This is a genomic window from Prevotella sp. P3-92 (assembly GCF_002251205.1).
Classification (GTDB): Bacteria; Bacteroidota; Bacteroidia; order Bacteroidales; family Bacteroidaceae; genus Prevotella.
Genome location: NZ_NPJE01000023.1, coordinates 13,601 through 39,117, shown reverse-complemented (window position 1 = coordinate 39,117; position 25,517 = coordinate 13,601). Strand labels below are relative to the sequence as shown.

Here is a 25,517-nt window from a genome sequence, read left to right as displayed (position 1 = left end):
TCGTCAATTGAAAATGTTTATCGTTAAATATCTTTTTCCGTTAACAGCCATCGACCGTATATACGCTTCGTCTCATATTTGTTGCTAATATTCATAATTTTACCATTATAAGCATAGATACATTTCGGAGTCGAAGATTTAGATTTCTTTTCGCCTTTAAAAAGATAACTATATATGGCCGACATCAAATAATGGTGTATTTCGTGGGGAGAATCGCATTTGTCGTTGAGTCCCATTGGGGTAAAGAGTCCTTGAGGCACGATAGACTGTAAACATCTGCTCTTTCTGATGGTGTTTCCATTTTCGTCGTTAATGTTTTCAAAAGCATTCAGCATGTGATCTACCTGAGTAATGGTGTAATTGGTCATGATGCATCGATTGTGTGTGAATGGGAAAAGACAACTCTTGTTCGTGAGATATAAAATCTCGATATTGATGGGGTATGGTCTGGCCAAGTCGGGTACTAACCTGTATACGTTTTCGGCTATTGTAGACAAAGGATAGCTGTCTCCTTCTTTAGGCCGTGCTATAATCAGAGTTACTTTATATGCACCTATTATTTTGTGAATGGGGAGCATGTTGTCCATGATGTCGAAGATGTTGTCTAACACATTCTCCAGAGATCCCTCCCCAGCAAAAAGATATCTGTCTATTAATATCAGACGATTTGAAGGATAATGTTTGAAGCTGATATTCTCCAAGATTTTATCCCAATAATATTTGGTAGGACCTTCCTTAAAACTGAAACGTAAACCAGGATCCATCAACACAGAAGCATCCATTTGATTCGTTGGCTGGCATATAACTCCATAGTCCCGCTGTATTTCTGCTGCATCTTCAGGAGAAATGTCTAACAAATAGATGCCGTTCCAATAATTGGTGACTAATCTGTGATTTAGAGGAATGTCTTCGATAAATTGTGTCGCATACAAGACTTTAACTCCATAAGCATTTGACAAGCGTATAAGAGGGTCTTCTTCCGGATCATTTAAATAGTACCTTTTCTTTTCCCATGAGGACACAAATATCACCTTTTGCTTGGTAAAGATCTTAAACCAAACATCCTGGTCTTCAGGCTTTGTGTCTGAAGCCATATTGTTGATGACGATATCCTCCAAGGTCTCTTGGGGAATAAAGATACTGAGCATAGGCTACTTCCTCCTTTCGTGCTTGATGATGGTCATGTGGAGACGTCCAGCTTCATCGAAGAAGCCTGTGTCGAACTTATTCTTGAATCTGCCGCTGGGGAGGAATCCCGTATCGTAGGGGGCACGAGTAGTCGGGAAATAATATACCTTGAAGGGATTCTTCTGCTCGAGTTCTTCCTGGTCTTGGTAAGATTGCTGGAGCACTATGTTCTGTACAGAACGGATGATGTACTCCGAGTGAGTTTCGATGATGAAACGGAATCCATAGTCGTTGTAGATGTCTGCGAAGAGGTCTGCCAGCAAACTCTGCAACTTGGGATGTAGATTTTGTTCTGGTTCTTCGATAACAATCGTTGGCGTGGGGGTTGATGGCCCTTCATAACGACTGATAAAAGTTGCCAATTTAAGAAGAAGGATCATGATTTGTATATAACCAAGGCCGAGATCTGCTAATTCCATTTCTCTGCCAGCCATATTCTTGACTTTTACATAATAAGCCGCTCCTGACTTGCAGTCAATGCTGAAATCTGAACCAATCTCAAACTTTCTCATCCATTCAAGAACGAACAGCCGTTCTTTGTCTTCTTCTTGAATTTGTTCTTCAAAGTAGTCGTGAAGGACAGCTGCTATGTAATCGTTCTTGTCCTCGTATGAGAAGACTATCTTTTGTGTTACTGCATGTGTATAAATGTATTCAATGACATTGTTTCTTAATGTGACTGCAACCTTTTTCGCGAGAGCTTGTAGTTCGTCTTTATATTCATTGCATTTTTCGGAGAAATCAACAATTTGATTAATGATGTCATTCTCATTCATCAATACTGATGGCCTCTCCATTGCCATCGTGAGGTTTGTCTCATTAGCAAATATTGTTGCCTGAGAATTTTTATAATTAAAGGCAACAGAAATCCCTTCAGCATCCTTGATAGAAAGAAGGATAATAGGGGAAAGAGTCTCATAGCTGTCATCTTTATCATTTTCATTTCCTTCAATAGTAATGCCGAAAGTGATTTTTTCTACGACTAAGTTGAATGAAATGGTTTTGTCTTTCTTATCAGCTGCATGATGATTTAATGCTCTCCAAAAAGTTCCTATATGGAGATCGTGTATCTGGTTGGCATCAAAACGAAATTTGGGCGCATGGGATGCGGGATCTTTCCAGGAGTTACGAATATGGCGCAAGTTGTCAAAAGTGAGCAGAAGTGCCTTGACTAGTGTTGACTTTCCACAATTATTACCTCCCACAAGAAATGTGATATCCCCGAATGAGAGGGGAGGGAATTCCTCAAACCTTCTGAAATTCGAAAAAGATATTTGTTTCATAAAGTCTTATTGTATTTTGATTTGTCTGTATTTGCCCTTGAAGATATGACCCTCGCCTTCTACGATGGGTACACTTACTGTCTTTGTCGCATCATTATACCCATAGTGTAGTTCCGTTGTTTCCTGCGATCCAACTACCTCTATAAGCCATTTATTTCCAAAGATTGGAGCAGGAACTAATTTCCCCTTGTTGATGGTGAATGCATATAAAACAGTATCGTCTGACTTTACATATTCATCACTTCCTTCAAGCATCATTGGTCTGGCATCGCTGAACGAAGCTTCTATTAAATAATATGTTATTCCGTTGAGTTTGCTATTACGTATACTCTGGATTTCACAATATGGGAAATTGGCTTCTCCGAAGTCAACTAGTGAATTATATAATAGAACGGTGAAATCGTCTAATACGCCAACATCATCATTTCCCATTTCATATTGCAAAATACCTATATCATAGTTTGAACCAACTCCATTTCCTCCTGTATATCCTGTAAAAGCATAAAGGCGTAATTTCCCATCGGGGGAGTCGCGTATGTATAAGTCCTCGACCTTGATTGGCATGTGAAGGGTTTCTGGGTTGGAGTGAATCAGATAAGACATATTCAGGTCGCGTCGCTCTGTGCCACATCCAGGAGGATCATTACCTTCGTATTCCATTGTCTTTCGAATAGCTTCAGACACATTAGGGTTCGCAGTGAATACAGTTCCTTCCTTAATGATGTTGGTATAGAAATCGGTTGTATCTTTCCCTGAAGAATTAATATATGAGACTCCATCGTATTCATTTACAAACATTGAACTACGATGAAGGATATATTTCCCATTCAATTTACCATCAGCAAGATATTCGTTAAAAACAACACAGGTGTCCCCATCTTCATCAACCTCATAAATCGGCTCCAAAGTGAGTAGTTCTTTAGTGGGTGCTCCAATATAGCGGGCATGCCATCCACTCACGGCATTCTCAATCTCTAAAGGGAGGCATTTCCCAAATTCAGTTGGGGTACAATATATTAAATGGATATAATCCAAGTTGGGCGTAACTTCCTCATCTGTACATGATGTTATGGTCATGCATAGAAGTGCTAAGGTAAAGAACGTCTTTATTCTCATAGGAATTCAATTATTGTGTTACAAATTTAGCAAAAAACATTCACACGCCCAAGATTTCTTAATAATATTTTAAATTTATTAAGAATTGAAAAAGATTCCAATAATCTGATATTCTTTTGCATTTCAAAAGCCAATTCGTTTCTTTTCACAGGGGACTTCAATAGGTTGAATATCAGCTGGCGTTATGTTGAAGAAAGCCTTGGTGTCATCATTGTTTTTGCTCCGCATACAACGCTTGGCATGAAAGAGGTATATGTTTTCTAGGAGATTTGCTACAAATCGAGCATTCCCCCAATTGTTAGGATTGCGTACTTTATATGCTTCTGCTAAGACGGCTTTGTATTTCTTTAGACCAGCCTTTGTGAAGTGATAACCGTATTCGCTTAATCGGCGATAAGTGATTTCCATAAGTTCTTGTATTGAAAAATCCTTAAATTCAAAATGATTTGGGAAGCGCGAGGCTAATCCAGGATTCAAATCCAACAGCTTCTGCATAGGTTCTTTGTAGCCACATAGTACAATGGCTACATCTCGTTTTTCTTCGTTAGATAGGATGTCCATGAACTGAGGGAGGATTAGTTTCCCTGGATCATTTGGATGATTGGAATTCAGCAAGTACGCCTCGTCTATCATAAGCACACCGCCTCTTGCTTTTTTCAGGACCTGTCGAATAGCATTCTCCTCATCTCCCCAGTTAGACCCCAAGAACGTAGCGCGATTGCATACCACGACATGGCCTTTACTCAAAACTCCAGCTTCTTTTAATAACCCGCCATATATTTTACATACAGTTGTCTTGCCTGTTCCAGGTCGGCCCAAGAAGATAGCATGAAGGGAAACGTGATGCTGCTTCCATTTGGGATAATGATCGACCATCCACTTATTGTACTTGGTTAGCTCTATCAGGTCACTTATTTGCGTTTTTATATTCTGACAGCCGACCATCTTTTCGAGTTCTTCACGAGGGGAAGGAAGTGGCTTGAGTATCTCGACATTTATAGTTTTGTTTTGACCAAGTCTCATTGTCCCTGAAGGGAAATGGGGAAGATCAATATCTGTATCTTCCTCGTCGTCTTCCATATCCTCATCCTCGTCATCATCTGCGAACTCGTCTAAGTCATTAAGAAAGTCATCGTCATCCACAAATGACTGTATATCGATGTCGTTGTCATCTTTGTCAAGTCCAAACTCCATTTCATCATAGTCAGCATCAATACCTTCAAATGCATAAGGGTCTCTTGGTAGATCACCTTGGCGTTCACACCAAAGTCTGAAGGCTTTGTATTGAGCAAGTGCCGTGGAATGGTATTTATATGAATAGTGAACAAATGGTATGGATCCTTTTCCATAGCCATGAAAGACAGATACCCCCATCATGTCCCAGAAAAAGGTCATGTCATCGTAGTTGATAAAGGTTGAATTGGTTATTAGCACACCCCAGACATAAGTCAATCTGACATTCGCATCAGCCATTACACGCTGATACAGCCTAGAAAACTCAGAAAGCCTCCATACAGGACTGTCTCGCTTGTTTTTACCGCTAAAATAGGTTGGAGGATTCCCGAAGTATTCCTCTTCATCAGCTATTTCTTCTTCAGGTACAGGCCGCCAGTCTATCATCAGAATGACCACTTCATTTCCACTAACAAACACATATACAGGTGTTTCACCTGTTGTTTTGCAAAAACCAGTAATGTTCATGCAATCAACATCATGTTTTCGGGCAACACTTCCAATTAGATTTAAGATGTTGCTATTCCCTTCTTTCTTAAAATCCGGTATTAAACGTAACGACATAACCTAAAAATTTAAAGCGATTGAAATGCAAAGATATGATGTATTTTTTGAAGAAACAAGATATAATTTGTATATTTTGGGGACATTATTGCATGTTTTGTCACGACATAAGTAGCTAATCTCGTTTTTTTTTCGTAAGTTTGCAGCAGATTTCCTAATTTCAAATATGATTGTATATGGATCGTTTGTATGAAATATGTGATGAAATGGCTTCAACGGAACAGTTTGTTACGCTTCGTTCGATAATGGAGAAGTTTTATGGAAAGCCAATCAGCAAGTTGGAAGGCGATAAGGACTACGGCAGACTGAAAAAACAATTGAATAGAAATGATCATGCTGTTGAGTACAAAAACGGTCGAGATTTTAGGGATGGATTCAGATATAAGGAAGGCTATGAGTTCTATTTCAGAAGTGAAGAAGAGAAGAATGAACTCCTGAAAAAAGATGGTGACGAACGTCGCCTGTTCCTTACAGGAGGTCTTCAGATGCTCTTTGATGGGAAGTCTGCCCAGGAACATCTTGTAGAACTGGAATGTGTTTCCGAACTTCAAAATCTTAGTCTGGTAAAGGTTCTCGTTAAGTATCTTGGGAAATGGGTAATCTCGTTTAAGTATATTCAAGGCTTCCAAAATCTGATGAAGAAGACTGTTCATCCACATCTATTGAAAGAATATAATTCCAGATGGTTCCTTTTGGGCTATGTTCAACAAGAAGATGGTACATGGGAGGTTGTGAATTTTGCCTTGGACAGGATCGTATATAATGGTTCGGCCAATGACATTATGGTCCATGTGGATATCCCATTCAAAAAGACTCCTAAGGATTTCTATGCTAACTATTTCAAAGATATTGTCGGCGTGACCAGATTCGATGAGGAGAAATTGGAACAGATTACCATAAGGACTGTGGACTTCAAGGTTCATCATCTGTTGCGGACTAAACCCATTCATTCGTCTCAAACTGAAACGATACCTTTTGACCAGGAGAAAGGATTTGGAGAGTTTTCAATCTGTGTCATTCCCAACTTAGAGCTACAGGCTCGGTTACTTGGCTATGGTAAAGGACTTTATGTCTTAGGCAATACTCCATTCCGCCAGCGTATGCAGGATGTTATTTCCCAATTGTCAGAACTATATAAGTGAAATAGCAAAATACTTGTCGAGACAGCTATTGTCTGCTTGTCACGTGTTATTTTTATCGCGCTGAGTGGATATGTTGTAGGGAATAACTATCTTTGTAACCGCAATCAATTAAATGAGGATTCTAGGTTCAGACATGATAAAGAATATTCGTAGACATAATACGCCAGTTGCTACATTGATAAAAAACTATGTAGACAAAAAGAGCGGAAAGGTGACTGTCTCAAGGAAAGAGATACAGTGGCGCTTCTGGGCGCTTGACTGGAAGGATCAGAAAACTATATTGGCAGCTTTCCTGGAAGCAGGGAAGGAAGATAGGCATTGGGCGTATAAGCAACTGCTTGACTATTGGGACTCTTCATTGGGAAACAAGATAAAGGAACTATGGGAGTTGTATCACGAGCAAAGATGTAAGTGGGTAGTCATCAGGTACCTCCCGTTGGATTATGTAAGGCAGAACATGCAGGACTTTACAGAAGATCGCGATTATTACTTTGTATGTCTTAGACTGGCAAAAGACAAGGACTATGTGATAGAAAAGGAAAAACTATCGCTCACAGATTATTTTGCAGTTTTGTATCATACTGGCAGAGAATTTGATGAAAATGAGGGGTTAGACGTTCTGTACAAAATAGTTCACAACTACTGTGTTAAAGGTATCGAAGATTATGAAGTAAGCAAGTCAAGGGATTCTGATACGACAAGTTGGTTCTTTCCTGTCAATTTGCAGGATATAAGACTGGCTATATACTATTTGGAAAAGGCTGATTGCAGTAAACCTGTCTTGGCATTTGAAGAATGGAGCGACAAGGTTAAGAAAGCCATGAAGGACAGCCAAGAATACAAAAGGCTTCATGCACATCCTTTTGTGGACTATGACTATGAATGCAGAAAACTGGATATCTTGCGAAAATATGCCTATATGGCTTTGGATGATAAATACAAGATGCCGTCAGATCCTTCTGCAGATGATTTCCTGAAACCAGTAAAGGAGTACTCTGAGGGGGGGAGAACCGTCTTTGATACTTTTTCAACGAGTTCACAATCTGACTCTATTATGGGGTCGCAACCTATTGATCCTGAAGAGGAGATTCTCCCTTTCTAAAAATAAGTGAAGGAACAACATAAGGCAATCTGGCATGATTGATAAGTTTTTTATTCAGACCAATGACACCGTCCTGGACTTCATGTCCGAGATAGCTAAAAGCAAAGAGGTGTTTTCTACCTTTTCTGGTAGGGAAATAGACAACTACACAGTCTGTTTCTATGCAACTAAAACAGAAATAGTCTTGCTGTGTATAGACTGTTGGAAAGTGGAAGATGGGGCCTTAGAGTATGCAGATAAAGGCGTAGGCAGGCTCACACTAAACAGCCCTGCTAAATATTTCAGAAAGGTTCTTCCTGATGGTACAGTCAGCAAGGATCGGAAAGATCGGAGATTCAGCCCTATGATGGAGCTATATGATCAAGCATGTGAGATGCGCAGATTCTTGGCGCTATCACAGCAGTATGATTTGGTGCCAGCCATTCACCTGGTACTTCTGACAAACTCCCACATTGTGAATTATAAGAAAATGGTTAGGACATGGCAACAGGATCTGTTTGGTTTTTCTGTCTTGCATAATATGCATGGTTTGCGAGATCTGAATTATCTCAATATCCCTTATAACAATGATTCCAGCATTGAGGGGTCTGAGTATTGGAGAAAGTGGCAAATCTATCTAAAAAATAGAGGCTGGTTTGATTGGGATGATTATCGTTATGATGACTGGCCGCCTCCCTCCGACAAAAGGTATAAATGGAATGGGGAAATGGGCCATTTGATATCAGATGAATTTGAAAAACAATAATGTAGAGTAATATGATAGGAAAGATAGTGACAGTAACTGTTGATAGGCCTATAGGAAGTTATCATCCTGTGCATAAGAATCTGTATTATCCCATTAACTATGGGTATGTAAAAGGAATCATAGCACAGGACGGGGAGGAACAGGATGCTTACGTAATCGGCGTGGATGTACCTGTCAAGGAGTACACTGGAAAAGTCATAGCCGTCATTCACAGAAATGATGATGTTGAAGAGAAATGGGTAGTTTGCCCAGAGGACAGGGCTTTCACCAAAGAAGAAATAGAGGAAATAGTTAGATTTCAAGAACAATTCTTTGACTCTGTTGTTATCATGTCTATGTGAAATACTAAAGATAAAGAACAAAAAGAAACAATCTCAGATATAAGTTATGAACAGACAACACCATTACATAAAGATTCTACCAGAATACTATAATGCAATAGATTCTGGAGAAAAGAGTTTTGAGGTAAGGTATAATGATAGAAATTATCAAGTCCATGACATACTGCATTTACGGGAGTGGTATAATGGTAATTATACTGGTAGGGAGATGGCTGTGGAGGTAACCTATCTATTAGATGCCCCAGACTATTGTAAAGAGGGATATGTGATAATGTCCATTAGCCGAAATTGGGAATCAGAATGAATATAAGGGTTCTATATAACATTTTCTTGGTCAGATTGGGCATCCGACAGATATTACCCTCTGACTATGTTAATGGGATTAGCGTCATGGAAAACAATGACCCAATGGTACAACTGCTAGCAGGCGAGGGTTGGGTCAAAACAGACGGGAATGCTTATTTTGGGAGAAAAGGCATGATTGAGCGTTTGTTAAAGGCAGCAAAGGTGGTCTCGGAGAAGGGGTGTTGTTTACACATATATCAGATTTATCGTTCTCCCGAAACTCAAGCAAACAGGCGAAATGAACTAAATGAGCAGTTAAAGCAGAAATACCCGGATTATGACGAGACGGAAATTCTTCGTTTGTTGAATATTGGTATCGCAGGAGTCGGAGGTGGGCATCAAACGGGTGGAGCGGTTGATATGGGCCTCTGTGATAAAGAAGGAAGAGAATTAGACATGGGTACTCAATACTCAGAGCACAACCAAAAGACGAAGACTCGTTGCATAGCTCTGACCGATGAACAACGTAGGAATAGACGTATTCTGGTAGATGCTATGCAACGAGCCGGTTTTGTAAACTATCCCGCTGAGTGGTGGCACTTCTCATACGGGGATAAGATGTGGGCTGCCTACAGCAGTAAGAAGTCAGCTTTGTACGATATTGTTAGGTGTTAAATGACAGCATACCATTCACTTCTCTGATGTCTCCTTTTTGTAACATGATATCGAGGACAGCATTGATCGTCTCGACTATTTTTGCGCCGGCATTGGAGAATCCGAGCTTTCGGGCTGCAATAGTCGGGATCTTTTCCTTGGGAAGCGAGAACTCTTCACGTATCACCTCGTTGACGGCATTCATAACCTCACATACAGGTATTTCCGTTATGCTTCTTGGTGATGGTGAACGATAGGTTTTATAATTCTTCGAACTATCCTCGTCCAGCCACAGACTCGAGACTCCCCCCAGCGAAAGCGGATCACGGTAGAACTTAGTCATTGCTATCGATACCGCCTTCTGAATATTCGCACCGGCATGCCCGAAACCGAAAAGCCTGGCTACTCGCTTACAGAGATAGCCTTCGGTGATGGGCTGTTCTTTGGCCAGTATCTGACGTGTCACTTTGGTATTATAAGCAGCGGTCGGATCATAGGCTGCCTTATCAATCGCAGGAACGGTGACTTCTGCTTCGATATACGGTATCTGTCCCTGATTCCTTTCCGGTTCCTTGAGGATGTCGGTCTTCTTGATATGGTCTGCACAGAACGCCTTGAGGGGGATGTCGTCTTTTTCCGTCTCAGGCTTCACATCGGCTGCCTCATTTCCTTTCAGTTCGTCGAGTATCTGCTGGATGCTTCGCTCACGGTTCTCATACCAGTCAATAGAATAGACGCGCATTACACGCCATCCCAGCATCCTCAGGACATTGGGCTGTACGATCTCACGGTCACGGGTCGTCTTCGTCTCATAATAGGTTTTGCCGTCGCAAAGGATTCCTAATATGTATTTTTCGGGATGCTCTGCGGTCGAGACGGCAATGTCTACCTTGAAATTCGAACGGCCTACATTGGGCTTGGCCATGTAACCTTGTTCTGTGAGCATGTCGCAGATTTGTCTTACCATCACGTTCTGGTCTGCTTCCTGCAAGGCACTGTCTATCATGGGCAGACGGCCAGTCTCAGCAAACTCCAGGAAACTTTTCAGCCCTTCCACGCCTTTCGCTTGTGAACGTTTGAGGTCTATCTGACTCGACTTCAACGTTGAGTATACAATCATTTCATAACGGGCGCGTGAAACGGCAACGTTGAGTCGTCTTTCACCACCAGCATTATTCAGCGGGCCGAAGTTCATGGACACCTTTCCGTTCTTGTCGGCACCATAGCCAACAGAGAACAAGATAACGTCACGTTCATCACCCTGTACGTTTTCAAGATTCTTCACGAAGATGGGTTCGGGACTATTATAGGCGATGTCCTTCAATTCAGGATGACGGTCAAGTTCCTCTGTCAGGTCATCTTCAATACGGTCTCCTTGTACTTTACTGAAGGACACGACACCGATGCTGTACTTCGACCGTTCTGGGTCTGAGAGTCTGCGGATAATCTCCTTGACAATGGCCTTTGACTCTTCCGGATTACTGCGTGTACGTCCTTTGTCATAGACGCCATTTACAGGTACTAACTTGACCTTGGCCATCTGATCGTCGACGGAGGGGAAGGTGAAGAGGCGGTTGTCGTAATACTGGGAGTTACTGAATGCAATCAGACTCTCATGCTTGCTGCGGTAGTGCCAGCTCAGGTAGTATTCACGCAGCGACAACGTCTTACAGTCGTCAAGGATACTCTCCATGTCGTCAATATCGGCTTCTTCTTCATCAACCTGGGTGGAAGAGAAGAAACTGGTTGGCGGCATCTGTTTGCTGTCGCCCACCACAATCAGCGCCTTGCCTCGTGCAATGGCTCCCACGGCCTCGCTGGTAGGCATCTGAGAGGCCTCGTCGAAGATGACCAGGTCGAACTTCTCGGATTTCAGGTCGATGTACTGGGCCACACTGATAGGACTCATCAGCATACAAGGGCAGAGTCGTGGCAGCAGAGCGGGTATGTTGTCCATAATCGTGCGGATGGAGTTGCCTCGTCCGCCGTTGGCGATATTGCGTTTCAGGATACCGATCTCCGAACCGTCAGCCGAGGACGCAGAAGAAGACGGCACTCGTGCTGCTAATTTGCTATAGAGCTCTTCCTTGCTTAGTTCCTGGAAACGCTGGGTGTCTCGCTTGTATTGTTCTATGCGCTGGCTGAAAAGTTTGCTGTTGAATGAGCGCAGCTGTTCGTCGGCATCTATGGCTACAGAGATAAGATAGCGGTATACGCCTTTGATGAAGGCAGGTATGACTTCCTGGGGTTTTCCACCCTTTTCAAGTAATGCAACGACCTGTTGTAGATTCATCTGGCATAGCTCTCGCTTCTTGTCCGTCCACAGATACCAGTCCTTCATCTGCTGATAGCCATCAAGCCATCTGGACGAAGAAACGGCGATATCTTCTATCGCGTTTTCCTGGTTTGTCTTTGCCTGCAGCTGGTCGGTCATTTCCATCAGCTGATGATGGAGGACCAGCACATCTTGGTCAAAGTTCTGACGCCCGTTGGCACCTTGCAAGCCGATGTGCTTCTGATAGACATCCTGTCGGTTCTGATAATCGCCGATAAGGGTAAAGACTTCGTCGATGTTCGAGGCATCGACACGGCCATAGATCTGGAAAGTCTTCAAGAACTTCTTCTTGGCAAAATAACGCGGCAGGAACCATTTGGCCTGTATGTCCTCCCATTCACGCTTACAGGCTCGTACATTTGTCTGCATCATGTCGGTGCTGCATGCCGACAGAGCCTGGGTGTAATCCGCAAAGGTCTTACTGAACTCCTGCAGAAGCTTTTTGATGCCATCGGTCGTCTCAAGTCTGTTGTTAACAGGCTCCAATCCTAATAGCGGATGACTCTCTGGCGTACCGACAATATTCAGAATAGTGTCAAGGGAATCAACCTGTTCCCGGCAATTCGCGATAAAGGAGGCTGTCAGGACATCTCTGCGAGGCAAGCCATCTTGTACTTCTTCCTGCGGGATCGACAGGTATTCGGAGATACAGTCATATAGGCTCAAACCATTGCTGCCTTTTTGATGTAGGGCATCCATGTAGCTAATCAGGCTTTTGCGCTCAGCAAACAATTCTTCTGCCTTGGAAGCATATTCTGCTGGTTCCTTGATCTTAGTGACATTCAGCACCTTGTCCATCTGCTCCAGGAAGTGTTTCTTGGTGGCTTTGTTGGAGTGCAGTTCCAGACAGAAGGGTGCAAGACCTATCTTCTCCAATCGTGACTGGACAACAGAGAGGGCTGCCATCTTCTCTGCCACGAAGAGCACCCTTCTCCCCTGATAGAGCGCATTGGCAATCATATTGGTAATGGTCTGCGACTTACCTGTTCCAGGAGGGCCATGCAGGATGAACGTCCTGCCCCTTCCTGACTCTACGATGGCTTCCATCTGTGAGGAATCGACATCAAGAGGTATCGAGAAATCCATAGGTGAGTTTGTCTTATCAATGATGCGGGCATCAACTGAATCCTCTGTAACGTCCTGCTTGTCCCGATTCTCGATGAGTGAGGCAATGATAGTGTTTTCAGCCATCAAATCGGCATTCGAATGGATGTCATTCCACATCACGAACTTATTGAATGAAAACAGTCCGAGCATGGATTCTTCAAGGACGTTCCATTTTTTCTGTTCCATGATGGCGCGACGGAAGTAGGTGAAGATTTTCTTCACATCCACACCGCTCTCATCTTTTGGCAGATCCTTCAAAATATCAAGGTTGATTTTGAAGTTCTGTTTCAACAGCTCAACAAGTGTGATATTCAGGATAATATCTTCGTCGCGTTTGCGGATGACATATTTGTTGCCGCTCCTTCTGATAATGTCTACTGGCAATAGGAGAATTGGCGCATAACGTGGCTGTTCGCTTTTGGCAGTCTCAAACCATCGGAGCATTCCCAGTGCAAGGAACAGACTGTTGGCGCCGTTTTCTTCCAAGGATGTACGGGCAGTTCTGTAAACATAGGTAAGTGCGCTCTGAAGTTCCGTTTCTGTCAGATAGGAAGCAATCTTATTGCTCTTGATCATCTCTGAAACGAAATTCTGATATTCCTCAGCTTGATGCTGAGAATCGTACATGCCCTCGCTATTAGGCTCTATTTTCTTGCCAGGAGAAGGTGTAATCGCATAGTCTTCGTTGTTTTGCAAATGGTCTTCCAAATGCTCAATCTCAAAAGAGATAAATGGAACCACTCTCTTTCCGAGACGGGTGTTGAGCAGATTGTTACGAAGAGAGAAGTCCAACAACTTACGCTCCCATATCATCTGTTTGGTAGTCGGTTTCCCTGTGTCTTCAAGTCGTAAATCATAATGGCTCAGTTCACTGATGTGGTCTGTCGCATGCTGATGCTCCACACCCTCATTGTCAAATGTCCAGACGCCATCCTTTTGTATGCGCTGTGGTATGGGACGTATATTGCCAAGACGGCAACGATGAATATCGACAAAGTAGTTGAACTGGCTCTCGTCTTTCAGTTTTGCCAAGGCAGTCTTGACTGCTTCTTCAAATCCCACGTTCTCCGAGGAAGTAATAGCGGTCGATTCAAGCAGCACGATATTATTATTGCCGTCAGCAGTTTCTTTGAGTAAGAGGCTTACGTCATCGCAAACCATTTGGGGGCAGACCGTTGGAGTCAGCCAAGCCCCTACCAGCACATGACCTTTCATCATGACTATGATGGGGTATATGTCGCAGGCTTCAAGACAGGACGCTATCAGAAGGCTGGTGTCTATGCAGGTGCCCAGTTTCTCGGTCAGCACTTTGTCTGCCAGTCGTATACGCTGACCACTTGTTTCAAAACTGGCAGGTGGCGCAGAATAGACAATGCCTTCCGAACGTAACGCTTCGTAGATGGCAGCCACTTGGGCACGAACGCGATTACGGTCTTGGGTCTGATATTCGTCTAACTGAGAAGACCCAGTCCATTTCTCCAGGAACTGCGCTGCGGAAACCTTGATTCTTGACAGAAGCGGATTGTTTGGCACAACAAATGAGGCGATATGCTCTGGGATGACATTCGTTCCTGCCCATTCATCGTATGCAAGTAAGGTAATGGGCAACTCTTGCTGCAACAGCTGTCCACTCTGTTCTTCTACGGTAACAGTGAATGTTGTGTTGATAGCCTCCGTAATCTCACTCAGTTTCTTAATGTCTGGCAGGATTTTAAAGTGGCCAATCTGAACGGATTGTCCTTTACGCAGGAACTCAAGTCTTTGCACATGTCCTTTAATGAGCTCACCCCTAATACTAATCTGAACCTGATGCCAGTCGTGTTGATCCACATTTTCCAGTACGCATTTCGAACAGGTTTCCACGCCATTGTTCAGCATGGAGTAATTCAGAGAAGGAAGATACTCAATTATAAGAATAGCTTTCTCAATTTCAATAATCTCTTGTCCGTTCATATCCACAAATTGTTAGATGAGCTTGCCGCAAGAATGCTATTGTTGGCAATTTTGTGCAAATTTACACAATTTATCTCATCATCACAACAATTTGTGCATTTTTTAGCATATTGTGGTGCCTTTTAGGCACTGAAGCCCACCTTTCGGCGTGGCTTCAGTTCAATAACATTGGGATTGAAACGCTTATATCCCTCTACCACATCAGAAACCAAGATGTGTTGGTAATCCTTTGTGGTAGCATGTATAACCCGGTCTGCCATTGCTGGGATGATTCCATTTTTAACGAATTGCTCAACCCATCTGGCATTTCCAAAGTTCTTTGTTCGTTGAGACACTGTCTCGCTAATCGTTTCAGTCAGCATATCCTTGGCTTCGTCAGTAAGTACATATTGATCACGATTGAACAAATTGCAGGCTATTTCCATAAGCTGTTCAGCATTATAGTCATTGAAACGATATTTGTATGTGAAACGCCCTGATAAGCCAGGGTTCGAGTTCAGCATGGCATCCATTTCTTTCTCATATCCTGCGAGGATAATGACCATGTCGGGGTTAGGCTGAGCAAGAACGGTTAGCAGGCTGTCTAAGACGTGGTTACCATAGTCTTGGCGATCATCCGCACCATCGTATAGGTTGTATGCTTCGTCAATGAAAAGCACATTCCCATGTGCCTCTGCTAGGACTATCTTCATGTTGTTTTCCGTTTCTCCAACATAGCGTCCGACAAGTCTTGTACGGTCTGTGCAAATTACTTCTCCTTTAGACAAGACGCCGAGTGAGTGATAGATCCTGCCTATCATCTTCGCAACGGTTGTTTTGCCTGTTCCAGGATTCCCGGTAAAAATAGCATGACGGGGAGTGTCATCGGAGGTTGGAAAACCTGCCCTACGCCGTTCAAGACAGAATCGTGCCTGATTGGCCATGGTGATGATACTTTGTTTGATGTCATCAAGTCCAACCATACGATCAAGTTCTTTGATACTGTCCTCGAATGCCGAGGTTGTATGCGGAAGGAGGCTCAAGTCTATATCTTCCATGGTGAGAGGCGATATATCCTCACTCACTATATCGTTGATGGCTCTTTTGACATATCTCGGGAGTACATCTTGAACAATGAAGTGATGGATACTACTTAATGACCAAGTACCTATACTGCCGTCCTCCTGACATTTGAGAATGGCTCTGGAAAGTTCATCTTTTACTTCGTCCGTGGGCATCAAGTCCTCTTTCTCGAACTCTGAGATAAATGCTTGAACAATCTCGAAGTCTGTGTATGGTTGCTGTTCCAACTGGTTGCTACTAAGGAAGAATTCACGCAGCAAAGGATATACTTCCATTACGCTGTCAATCTCTTGGCGGCTTCCACAAAGCCAAAGTGTGCATAGCCCTTTTTCATCATGCATTCTTTCTTCGACTTTCTTTACCACCATTTTCTCATCACTAGTTAAGAGTGAGCTCAGATTCGTCAGACAGTAAACATGGTTTGTACCCTTGAATTTCTCGTCTAAAGCCAACGTTTGACTAACAGAAGACACGTTGTTGAGTGATGAGCAATCTATGTGGGTGAAATATGTTCCGAAAACGCAAAGTTTCTTGAACATTTCCAACGTCTGGACAGACCAGTCTTGGTTGTAAGTGTATATCAGGAGATTCCTGTTGCATTTTAACTCTTTCACATTAAGTTGCTTCCGGAGTTTGTTGTAGTTCTTAAACTGGTTGCATTCAAGCACATACCTCCTCAACTGGGCTGCTCCTGGCGCAGTAGCAACAACATCCCAACTGGCATCGGTATTTTCTACGCATGAGGTCAGGACGTAATCCAAACTGCCAGAGTTACATTCCTTTGGTTCGCCGCAGATGACTCTTAACCTGTCATCAAGGCTGAAATCAATCCGTAATTGCGACTTTGTGGTTTCGTCAAGAACGAATAGGATATAGTCCCCAGGTAACCAAATCTTGTGGCTTTGAATCTCGATGTCGATGCAACCACCATTAATTGGAAGCTGTTTACCAGACTCATCGCTATTGCAAATCGGATAGTAGTCATCAGTATAGATGAAGCAGGAGAAGCGGTCTTTCTTGATATATGAACCACTTTTTGCCTTTATGTTCACAGTCACTGATCCATCAGTATAGATGGAAAGATTTTTTGCTGACAAGGTCAGCGAGATATTTGAGATGTCTTTCAAATTATAAACGGTTTAAGTTGCTTATCTTTTCTAAACATATTGCTCTCTTGATATAGAGCACGAGAGATTAATAGACAACGAGATTTTTATTGTCTGTTGGATTAGTTGTGCCATTATGTCAAAGATCGCGTATATTAACCGAGAAACGGCTCTACATTAGTTTCTTTGGGATTGTGTTTTTTCTTTTCTTCGAGTGCTTATTCTAAAAGCGGGCGCAAAGATAGTGTTTTTTATGCATAGCCACAAGGCTAATAGAGAGAAATTTACGGGACAGGATATGCGTTTTTGTCACGATGAGCCTTCTCACAATTCTGGCTCGTCATCTTCAAGTAGATAACAAGCCAGATTATATGACAGGATCTGATGGTTCGTCCAATATTTGCTAAAACAGATACTTAGTGGACGAAGGGTTGCTATACCAAATGCTATAATTCCCATTTGAATTTTCTATTTTTGAGTTCACTAAATAATAATACATATATTTTTCGGACAAGAATCTAGTTGACGTATGATATTCCCTTTCAGATTGATCTCAAAGTAGATACCATTGGAATCCTTTACATATGAGATTTTTCTATTGCGACCAAAAGGAATGGCGGATTTCCATATACAAGGAACGACAATATTCCCTTCTTTAACCTGTTGGCGGAATTAATTTAGTGCATACTTAATTCTGCCAATGGGCTTGTCGTTAATGAAGTTTACGTATTGCAGAATGGTAAGTGCACTAATTTTGCCAATGATTCTGGCAAACAAACCATTCGTTATTTTCGCGTAGTTCCTGATGACCAGAAACTGGTATGTAATTTGTGAGAATATTGTCTCAATCCTCTTTCTTGCCTTTGCAAACGGAATGAATGTCGGTTTCCAATCCTTTTGGTTGAGCCGATACGGACACTCCAGTCTTATGTGTGCGGTTTCGAACAAGTCAAGCTGTACGTCAGCTCCAATATACCCTTTGTCACCATAGATGCTACAGTCGTGATAAGTATGTTTTACATCCTTCATATAATGGAGGTCAACTACACTTGCCTTTGACAGATCATAGGAATGGATAACTCCACTTAACCCACATAGAGCGTGTAACTTATAACCAAAATAATACGTGTTCTGCGAAGCACAGAAGCCGAAGTCGGGAGCTTGCGAGAAATTGCCGGTACGTCCCATCTTGCAACGTTTTCCTCTTGCAACCCTCCAAACCTCTATCGGCTTGGAGTCAACAAAGAATTGTTCCTCTCCGCCATCCATTTCCATGGCAATCCTCTTGCGCAGTTCCTCACACAGGCCTGACGTTTTCTTCCTGCGGTCATTGAACTGTCTCCTTGATATGAGATTGGGAATGCTGTCCTTGTACTCTTGCAATTTATAGTCGAACAACCACTTCTCACTATCAATGCTCTCGGTCTCTGCTGTCAGGGATAGCGCCACCACTTCCAAATCCGAAAACTTGGGAACAGGACCACGACGTGGAACATTACCCGATTCATTGACGAGATTTTCAGAGAATTGTTCGCATATCTCAAGTATTTTGACGAATTTTGTATAAAGGTTGTACATACGATGGTTTGAACTTAATGTTTTGAACACCACTAAGTTACTAAAAAACAGCGATATATACAACCTTTTACTCATATTTATCAACTTAAATTAATTCCACCAACGGGTATCGTAACGCTCCTTGTATTGTTGTGTGATGAATAATGCTTGTGTGAGGCACCTCGGGAATGAAAAGAAAAACGAGTTTTTCTTTTACATTCCGTTCGGTTTGCACTATCTCTGCACCGTGTTTCAAAAGAGAATCACTCATTGCACTGAAAATTCCGTCCGCACACAGACGTGGGCAACTCCTCAGTAAGTCACCAGTGAATCCGCATTAAATCCCAAAATTGAGCGGACGATGATGGGACAAAAATGGGAGAAACAGGCTACTGAAAGGGAGAAACCTCACGATGTGGGAATGAGTGCGATATGACTAATTTATTGATAACAACATACTGGTCGAATATCTGATATATCCATTTAAGTGTTTCAAATAACAAATAACAGTTACAGTATTACAGTTTCCAAAAAGCAAAAACAAGGGCTTCATTTGACTTTCTGGCGAAACGGAGCTGTGTGGTATTATCGCGTGATTTTCTTGCCGGCTGCCACCCAACCGAGATAGCCGGAGTCGAGCTCAATGACGCGATAGCCATGACGGACAAGAATTTGGGCGGCACGCTTGCTTCGCTTGCCACTGCGACAGTTGATGGCGATGGTCTTGCTGAGGGGAAGGGTTGTGGTGGCGCGTTGCTCAAAGTCGGGGTTGAGCACATCGATGTTGATGGCGCGGTCTATATGACCTGCGGCAAACTCTTCTGACGTGCGCACGTCAAGACGGATGACTGTTGTGTCGGCAATAGCTTGTTCGTAGGCTTCTACCGTCAGACTCTTGAAAGCCTGGCTTTGGGCGTTGCCGGTGATGGTCGTCAGGACCATGGCGGCGAGGGATAGTATCTTTCTTTTCATTGTTTGTTTTGTTTTGTTACTGAACTTTCGCATGTGGGGAAGTTAAGGGAAGTTAGGGAAGTTAGAGAGAAGTTAAGGGACAAATGTCCTACGTCTTACGGCAAAAGGCTATTGTCTCTTAACTTCCCGAACGACCGTGGGGAGTGATAACTGCTTTAACTTCAATCAATTCCATCAGTTGCGAAACTTAAATTTTTTTATCTTCGTGAGTGCGATGTGCTGCCTTTCCAGATGGTTTGAGGATAGCGTCCTTTACTGTCAACGGTGAGTCTTACATTGCCGGTGTCGCCGGTGGAACGCAGAATGACTAACGCTGAGCCGTGGTAGAGGTGGCGACGGTTGCCGACATGAACTTCATCGGACTGCAAATCGCCGTTGTCTGTGGCAACAATCTCTGCCGGACCTTCTACCTTAAACACCAACGGGTCGTTGACATCCCACACCCGGCGTCCTTGGCGGTCAATGGCTGTGATGCGCAGATGTTGCAGGTCTTTCCCGTCAGCTTTCCACTGGCTGTTGTCGGCTTCTATCTGTAAGGCAGTCGCCGCTCCTGTGGTTTCTATCCTGTGGCGAGCCACTATCTTTCCGTTGTTGCGGGCAACAGCCTCCAGGCGCCCTCGCTGATAGACGATACCTCGCCAGAAGATGCGGTTGCGCTGTGTGGGCAATATGTTGTTGCGCTTCCTGCCTAATGACTTTCCGTTGAGCAGCAGTTCTACTTCCTCGGCATTGGTATAGGTGTAGAGCGAGAGGGTGTCGCCTGCTGTCCTGTTCCAATGATCTGATAATTGGTCAACAGCCACATTGATGCCGTTCCATTCTTCGCTATGCTGCGCATGATCCAGGATGGCGATGTGAACAGTGGGTTCGGTGGTAAACATGCTCTTGACGAGATATGCCAATGGCTTGGGTTGCAAGGAGATGTCGAACACCCCTTGGTTCCATCCCTTGACGGGCCACCCCATGCTTTCGCCAAGATAGTCGATAGCACCCCAATATGCCAGTCCGACCACCCAATCGTGGTTCATGCCGAAAAAGTTGGTGCCTATCATCGAGGTGTTGGCCTCGCTTTGATAGAAGATATGGTCGGGATAACGCTTACGGTCTCCAGGGAAGTACTGGTATCTGTAGTTGTAGGAGGCGATGTCTGTTGCGATAGCCAACGGAGCCGGCAACGAATCGGTTTCGAGACTCCTATAGCGTGGATGCATGGCTACGGTGGTGGGACGTGTGGTGTCGTAACGGTGCAGCAGGGTTCGCATGAGGCGGTAGGCGGTAACACCCCAATCGTTGAAGGGGAGGTCGGACCGCTGTTGCAGTTCGTTGCCTAAGCTCCACATGACGACGGAGGGGTGGTTGCGGTCGCGCTGCACCCATTCTGTGATGTCGTTCTGCCATAGGTTCTGCCAGGACGTGCGTCCTCCGGCAAACTGTTGCAGCCATTTGTCGTACAGTTCGTTGACCACGATGATTCCGTATTTGTCGCAGAGGTTCAGAAACTCTTCGCTATATGGATTATGGGCAGTACGGACGTGGTTGTAGCCAAACGACTTCATCAGTTGCAGCCGCTTTTCAATGGCGCGAGGGTAGGCTGCCGCTCCCAATGCGCCGAGTGTATGGTGATTGGCAAAGCCCTTGAGCAGCACTTTCTTTCCGTTGATGCGCAGGCCGTATTGTGGAGAAAACGCGATGGTTCTCACGCCGAAGGACTGCGATACCTGGTCGAGGGGCTGGTGCTGACGGTTGTAGATCGTGACGATGGCGGTGTAAAGGTACGGACTTTCACACGACCAGAGCTGTGGATGCTGAAGGGTTATCGTGTCCAACGGATATTCACGCTGTCGCCAGCGTGGCGAGTAGTGGAGGGGTTGTTCGTGTTGGGCAACGGTCTGTCCGCTCTGGTCAACGATCGTTACTCCGACGGTCAGGGGTTCTGCCTTTCTTTTGTTGAACAGCTCCGCTTGAATGCACACCTGTCGGTTGTCAACGGTTGTGATGAATAAAGGGTGGCGTGCAAAATGCGTGTCTTTATTGCTGATGATCAAGCGCACGTCACGATAGAGGCCGCCACCGGTGTACCATCGTGAATTGTCGGGAGACTGGGTGTCTGCCCTGACGAGTATTTCGTTTTCCTGACCGAAGATCAGCTTGTCGGTGATGTCGGTTTCAAAACCGAGATAGCCGTAGTCTGTGCCTCCTATCCGTTGTCCGTTGAGATAGACATCGCCCACGAGCATGATGCCTTCAACATCGAGCACGATGCGCCTGTTTTTCCAACTGTTGTCTGGGGTGACGGTACGCCTGTACCAACCAACAGCCATCTCCTTGAATCCTCTGCTGCTGAGTCGGCTCTTGGTATTGTTGGCAGCATCATTTTTGTTGACCTTCTCGTCTTGTTGCGGAGCTACCCATGGTTGCGAGATCTGGAAATCGTGGGGCAGATGAACCACTTCCATGCTCTTGTTTTTCAACTCATCGGTGTGGGCCACATCGCCTCTGTAAAACTGCCAGTTGCGCGACAGGGAAATGGTGTCGCGTACGGCGGCTTGAAGCGGTTGGAACAGTAGTCCGCCTGCCATGATCAGCATTAAAGACTTTGTTTTAATAGATTTAGGAAATGGCATAATAATTAGGCGGTTATGAATTATAGATCATGATATGACGGTGGCGACGATACGTCGTGATCCGCCATGATTGCGGAATTCACAGAGATAGATGCCCTGCCATGTTCCAAGGTTGAGTCTGCCGTGAGTGATGGGAATAGACAGGCTCACGCCGAAGAGCGATGATTTGGCATGGGCAGGCATGTCGTCAGCCCCTTCGAATACATGTTGGTAGTATGACTCGTTTTCTCTTACAACATGATTGAGAATCTCTTCCATGTCCGTTCTCACATCAGGATCGGCATTCTCGTTGATAGAGAGTGCACACGAGGTGTGCTGTACGAAGAGGTTAAGGAGTCCGGTTTCAGGCAACGGTGCGGTGAGGTTTGCCAGTATCTCGTTGGTCACCAGATGGCACCCCCTGCGTTTGGGGGCAAGGGAAAAGGTGGTTTGCTGTATCATGATGGCGTATTGTTGTTGTCAGTGGATAAATCAGGCTTGTGTCTCACTATCTTATAGCCGATGGAAGCAATGAAGATGCTCATCAACGGGCTGAGGATATTGAAGAAACAATAGGGCAGATAGGTGAACGTGGCAACGCCCAATACCGTGGCCTGCGTCATGCCGCAGGTGTTCCAAGGCACGAGGACGGAAGTGACGGTAACGGCATCTTCCGTCGTGCGACTCAACAGGCAGCGCTCGTAACCCTGACGGTCATAGATATCCTTAAACATATTTCCCGTCAGCAGGATACACAGATACTGGTCTGCCACCGCCAGATTCATCATCATTCCGGTACAGGCTGTTGATGCTACCATGGTGGTGCGTCCCTTCACCAAATGAACAAAAAGGCGTGTGATGCCGCCTACCATGCCACCTGCCGACATGGCACCTCCGAAGCACATGGCGCAGATGATGAGCCAGATGGTGTCCATCATGCCAGCCATTCCGCGCGTGGAGACAAGTTCAGTCAGTACGGGGATGTCGTCAGCCACAGACGTACTGCCGTAAACGCTCTTCATGGCAGCTTTGAAGAGTGACGGGTCGATGTCGCGAATCACATCGGTCTGGAAGATCAGACCGAAGATGATGGCCGTCAAGGTGGAGAGAAACAGCGTGATCAATGGCGGCCATCGGCGTGCGATCATCACGCCGGTCAGTACAGGGACTGCCAGAAGCCATGGGGTGATATGGAAACGCTGTTCCAAAGCGGCAGTAAACGACATGATGTTCTGACTGTCGTTGGTGGTGTAGAGAATACCGCCTATGGTAAAGAGTATCAGTGCAATGGTCAAGGAAGGAATGGTGGTGATCAGCATGTATCGGATGTGGCGGAACAAGGGAACGCCCATGCTTCCAGACGCCAATACGGTGGTTTCGGAAAGGGGCGAAATCTTATCGCCGAAATAGGCGCCGCTGATGATGGCTCCGGCAATCCATCCGTCGCTAAATCCCTGTGCGCGTCCGATGCCCATCAGGGCTATTCCGATGGTGGCAATGGTAGTCCATGAACTACCCGTCATAAGGCTTACCAAGGCACAGATGACGCAGGCAGAAGCGAGGAAAATATCGGGATGGATAAGCTGTATTCCGTAGCTGATGAGCGTAGGGACAACACCGCTGACCATCCATGCGCCACTTAACGCACCGATGAACAGCAGGATGGTGAGGGCACTTGCCACACTTGCCACATTTTTCGTGATGGCTTTCTCAAAACTTGCCCACGGCACATGAAGGAATACCATTCCGATGAGTACGCAAAGCGCCGATACAGAGAGTAGTGTGATTTGGCTTGCTCCTTCAAGAGAATCGCTGCCAAACGATCGGATGGTGAAGGTCAGCATGATCACCAATACAATTAGCGGCAGTATAGACAGAAAGACCGATGGTCGTTTCTTGATCGTCAATTCCTTTTTCTTCTTTTCCAATTTTATTAGAATTATAGGGGTGATGGATGTCGTTTGTCCGATGTCAGGATGCCGATGGCTGATCTAAACGTCCTGAGAGGAAGAATCTTCTGGTTCGCACGAAATAGAGCAATACTCCCAGCGCATGAGTGACTGATACGGTCCAGAATGCGGTAGCGTAGCCTAAGTGCTCGGCAATGGCTCCGCCAGCGATAATGCCTATGCCGACGCCTACGTCCCACGAGATGAGTATGGTGGAGTTTGCCGTGCCTCGCTCGTTGTGGTGTGCCATGGAGATTATCATATTCTGGAAGGCAGGCCACAGGTGTCCGTTGCCTAATCCGATGAGTATGGCTGAGCCGTAATAGCCGACCATGTCAGGACAGGCGACGAAGATGGTGTATCCTGCCAGCGAGAGGAGCATGCCCTCTGTCGCATTTTGTGTGAGTTTGCCTTGGCGTAGCGCCTTGCTCCCCTGTAGTCGCGACATCATCAGACCGATGGAACAGAGCAGGAACCACGTTCCTGTTCCTCCAGTCATTCCCAAGACCTGTTTGCCGTAGATCGCCAGATAGTTGCTCAGTACGCCAAAACAGAATCCGAAGAATATCATGTTGAACCCCAGCATCCAGCCACGTGCCAGAAAGAATCTGTCAAGGGAGATGCGCTTAGGTTTCTGGGTGACGGTAGTGGGCTTTAGCCGAACTGTCGCATCCACCATCCAACCGAATGTCGCTATGATCAACGCCATCCAAAACAGCAATTCGAAATTGTGGGTCTCGGCATAGATATAAATGGCAAATGTTGGTGCGATGGCCATGGCGAGATTATTGCTCAGGCCATAATAGCCCACGCCTTCATTACGTCGTGAGGAAGGGAGCACATCGATGGCTACCGTTGAATTGGCAACCGTGAGCGCACCAAAGGGTCCTCCGTGTAATGTTCTGACCAATGCAAACATCAACAAGGTTCCTGCAGCCAGATATCCTGCAAAGAAGATGGAGAATGCGGCAAAGCATACCATGAGCACCTTCTTTCGAGGAAACGTATCAACAAAATAACCGCTGAATGGCCGGAAGAGTAATGCCGTAACGGTATATCCCGAAAGCACCAGTCCTATCACGTCTTTCGTAGCTCCGAAAGTTTCGCTGAGATAGAGTGGCAGAAGAGGTGTCAGGAGATAGAAGGCAAAGAACAGCGAGAAATTGGCTGTCATGACCTTCACGTAATTGGCATTCCACAGTCTTTCCATGGACATCGGG

The 25,517-nt window shown here is 44.8% G+C and carries 18 protein-coding genes; 6 read left to right on the top strand and 12 right to left on the bottom strand.

The features are described 5' to 3' along the window. Positions 1-23 precede the first annotated feature (23 nt). From CIK93_RS03815 to CIK93_RS03800, 4 genes are all read right to left on the bottom strand, one after another. Entirely contained in the window at positions 24-1,094 is a 1,071-nt protein-coding gene (locus tag CIK93_RS03815; protein WP_144007614.1) for a hypothetical protein, read from the bottom strand. A gap of 57 nt (positions 1,095-1,151) precedes the next feature. Beyond that, the gene (locus tag CIK93_RS03810) at positions 1,152-2,471 is read right to left on the bottom strand and encodes an AAA family ATPase (RefSeq protein ID WP_094446624.1); all 1,320 of its coding nucleotides are present in this window, start codon (positions 2,469-2,471) and stop codon (positions 1,152-1,154) included. Positions 2,472-2,477: 6 nt separating this feature from the next. Beyond that, positions 2,478-3,587 (bottom strand): hypothetical protein, encoded by a 1,110-nt coding sequence (locus CIK93_RS03805; protein WP_094446623.1) that lies wholly within the window; start codon positions 3,585-3,587, stop codon positions 2,478-2,480. Between the two features lie 123 nt (positions 3,588-3,710). After that, positions 3,711-5,288, bottom strand: coding sequence for an AAA family ATPase (locus CIK93_RS03800; RefSeq protein WP_144007613.1), 1,578 nt, complete (start codon positions 5,286-5,288; stop codon positions 3,711-3,713). A gap of 302 nt (positions 5,289-5,590) precedes the next feature. On the opposite strand from CIK93_RS03800, the gene CIK93_RS03795 reads away from it, so the two are divergent. From CIK93_RS03795 to CIK93_RS03770, 6 genes are all read left to right on the top strand, one after another. Next, the gene (locus CIK93_RS03795; protein WP_158215465.1) at positions 5,591-6,526 is read left to right on the top strand and encodes a WYL domain-containing protein; all 936 of its coding nucleotides are present in this window, start codon (positions 5,591-5,593) and stop codon (positions 6,524-6,526) included. Positions 6,527-6,659: 133 nt separating this feature from the next. Continuing rightward, positions 6,660-7,628 carry a hypothetical protein gene (locus CIK93_RS03790; protein WP_144007612.1) on the top strand — a complete coding sequence of 323 codons (969 nt, stop codon included), beginning with the start codon at positions 6,660-6,662 and terminating at the stop codon, positions 7,626-7,628. Between the two features lie 34 nt (positions 7,629-7,662). Next, a complete protein-coding gene (locus tag CIK93_RS03785; RefSeq protein ID WP_094446619.1) occupies positions 7,663-8,373 on the top strand; it encodes a hypothetical protein in 711 nt (236 codons plus the stop codon). Between the two features lie 11 nt (positions 8,374-8,384). Next, on the top strand, positions 8,385-8,714 hold the full coding sequence (locus CIK93_RS03780; protein WP_094446618.1) for an inorganic diphosphatase: 330 nt from the start codon (positions 8,385-8,387) through the stop codon (positions 8,712-8,714). 46 nt (positions 8,715-8,760) lie between these two features. Continuing rightward, a complete protein-coding gene (locus CIK93_RS14085; RefSeq protein WP_094446617.1) occupies positions 8,761-9,018 on the top strand; it encodes a DUF3850 domain-containing protein in 258 nt (85 codons plus the stop codon). An 86-nt stretch (positions 9,019-9,104) separates the two neighbouring features. Beyond that, positions 9,105-9,674: a M15 family metallopeptidase gene (locus CIK93_RS03770; protein WP_158215464.1), complete on the top strand. Its 570-nt coding sequence runs from the start codon at positions 9,105-9,107 to the stop codon at positions 9,672-9,674. On the opposite strand, the gene CIK93_RS03765 is transcribed toward CIK93_RS03770, so the two are convergent. The 8 genes from CIK93_RS03765 to CIK93_RS03730 form a co-directional block, all read right to left on the bottom strand. Next, complete coding sequence (locus tag CIK93_RS03765) at positions 9,664-15,048, bottom strand: DUF4011 domain-containing protein (protein ID WP_094446615.1); 5,385 nt, start codon at positions 15,046-15,048, stop codon at positions 9,664-9,666. The two genes, CIK93_RS03770 and CIK93_RS03765, sit on opposite strands and share 11 nt — an antisense overlap. Before the next feature lie 122 nt (positions 15,049-15,170). Then, positions 15,171-17,237 carry an AAA family ATPase gene (locus tag CIK93_RS03760; RefSeq protein WP_094446614.1) on the bottom strand — a complete coding sequence of 689 codons (2,067 nt, stop codon included), beginning with the start codon at positions 17,235-17,237 and terminating at the stop codon, positions 15,171-15,173. 651 nt (positions 17,238-17,888) lie between these two features. Next, complete coding sequence (locus CIK93_RS03755) at positions 17,889-18,869, bottom strand: IS982 family transposase (protein WP_094446613.1); 981 nt, start codon at positions 18,867-18,869, stop codon at positions 17,889-17,891. 489 nt (positions 18,870-19,358) lie between these two features. Further along, positions 19,359-19,745, bottom strand: a complete 387-nt coding sequence (locus CIK93_RS03750; protein WP_094446644.1) for a rhodanese-like domain-containing protein — start codon at positions 19,743-19,745, stop codon at positions 19,359-19,361. A gap of 197 nt (positions 19,746-19,942) precedes the next feature. Further along, positions 19,943-22,333 carry a glycoside hydrolase family 2 TIM barrel-domain containing protein gene (locus tag CIK93_RS03745; protein ID WP_254046729.1) on the bottom strand — a complete coding sequence of 797 codons (2,391 nt, stop codon included), beginning with the start codon at positions 22,331-22,333 and terminating at the stop codon, positions 19,943-19,945. Positions 22,334-22,396: 63 nt separating this feature from the next. After that, a complete protein-coding gene (locus CIK93_RS03740; RefSeq protein ID WP_094438925.1) occupies positions 22,397-22,810 on the bottom strand; it encodes a secondary thiamine-phosphate synthase enzyme YjbQ in 414 nt (137 codons plus the stop codon). Next, on the bottom strand, positions 22,807-24,249 hold the full coding sequence (locus tag CIK93_RS03735; RefSeq protein WP_094446642.1) for a Na+/H+ antiporter NhaC family protein: 1,443 nt from the start codon (positions 24,247-24,249) through the stop codon (positions 22,807-22,809). The genes CIK93_RS03740 and CIK93_RS03735 overlap by 4 nt, the downstream gene beginning before the upstream one ends. Before the next feature lie 70 nt (positions 24,250-24,319). After that, the gene (locus CIK93_RS03730; RefSeq protein ID WP_371327197.1) at positions 24,320-25,507 is read right to left on the bottom strand and encodes an MFS transporter; all 1,188 of its coding nucleotides are present in this window, start codon (positions 25,505-25,507) and stop codon (positions 24,320-24,322) included. Positions 25,508-25,517 lie beyond the last annotated feature (10 nt).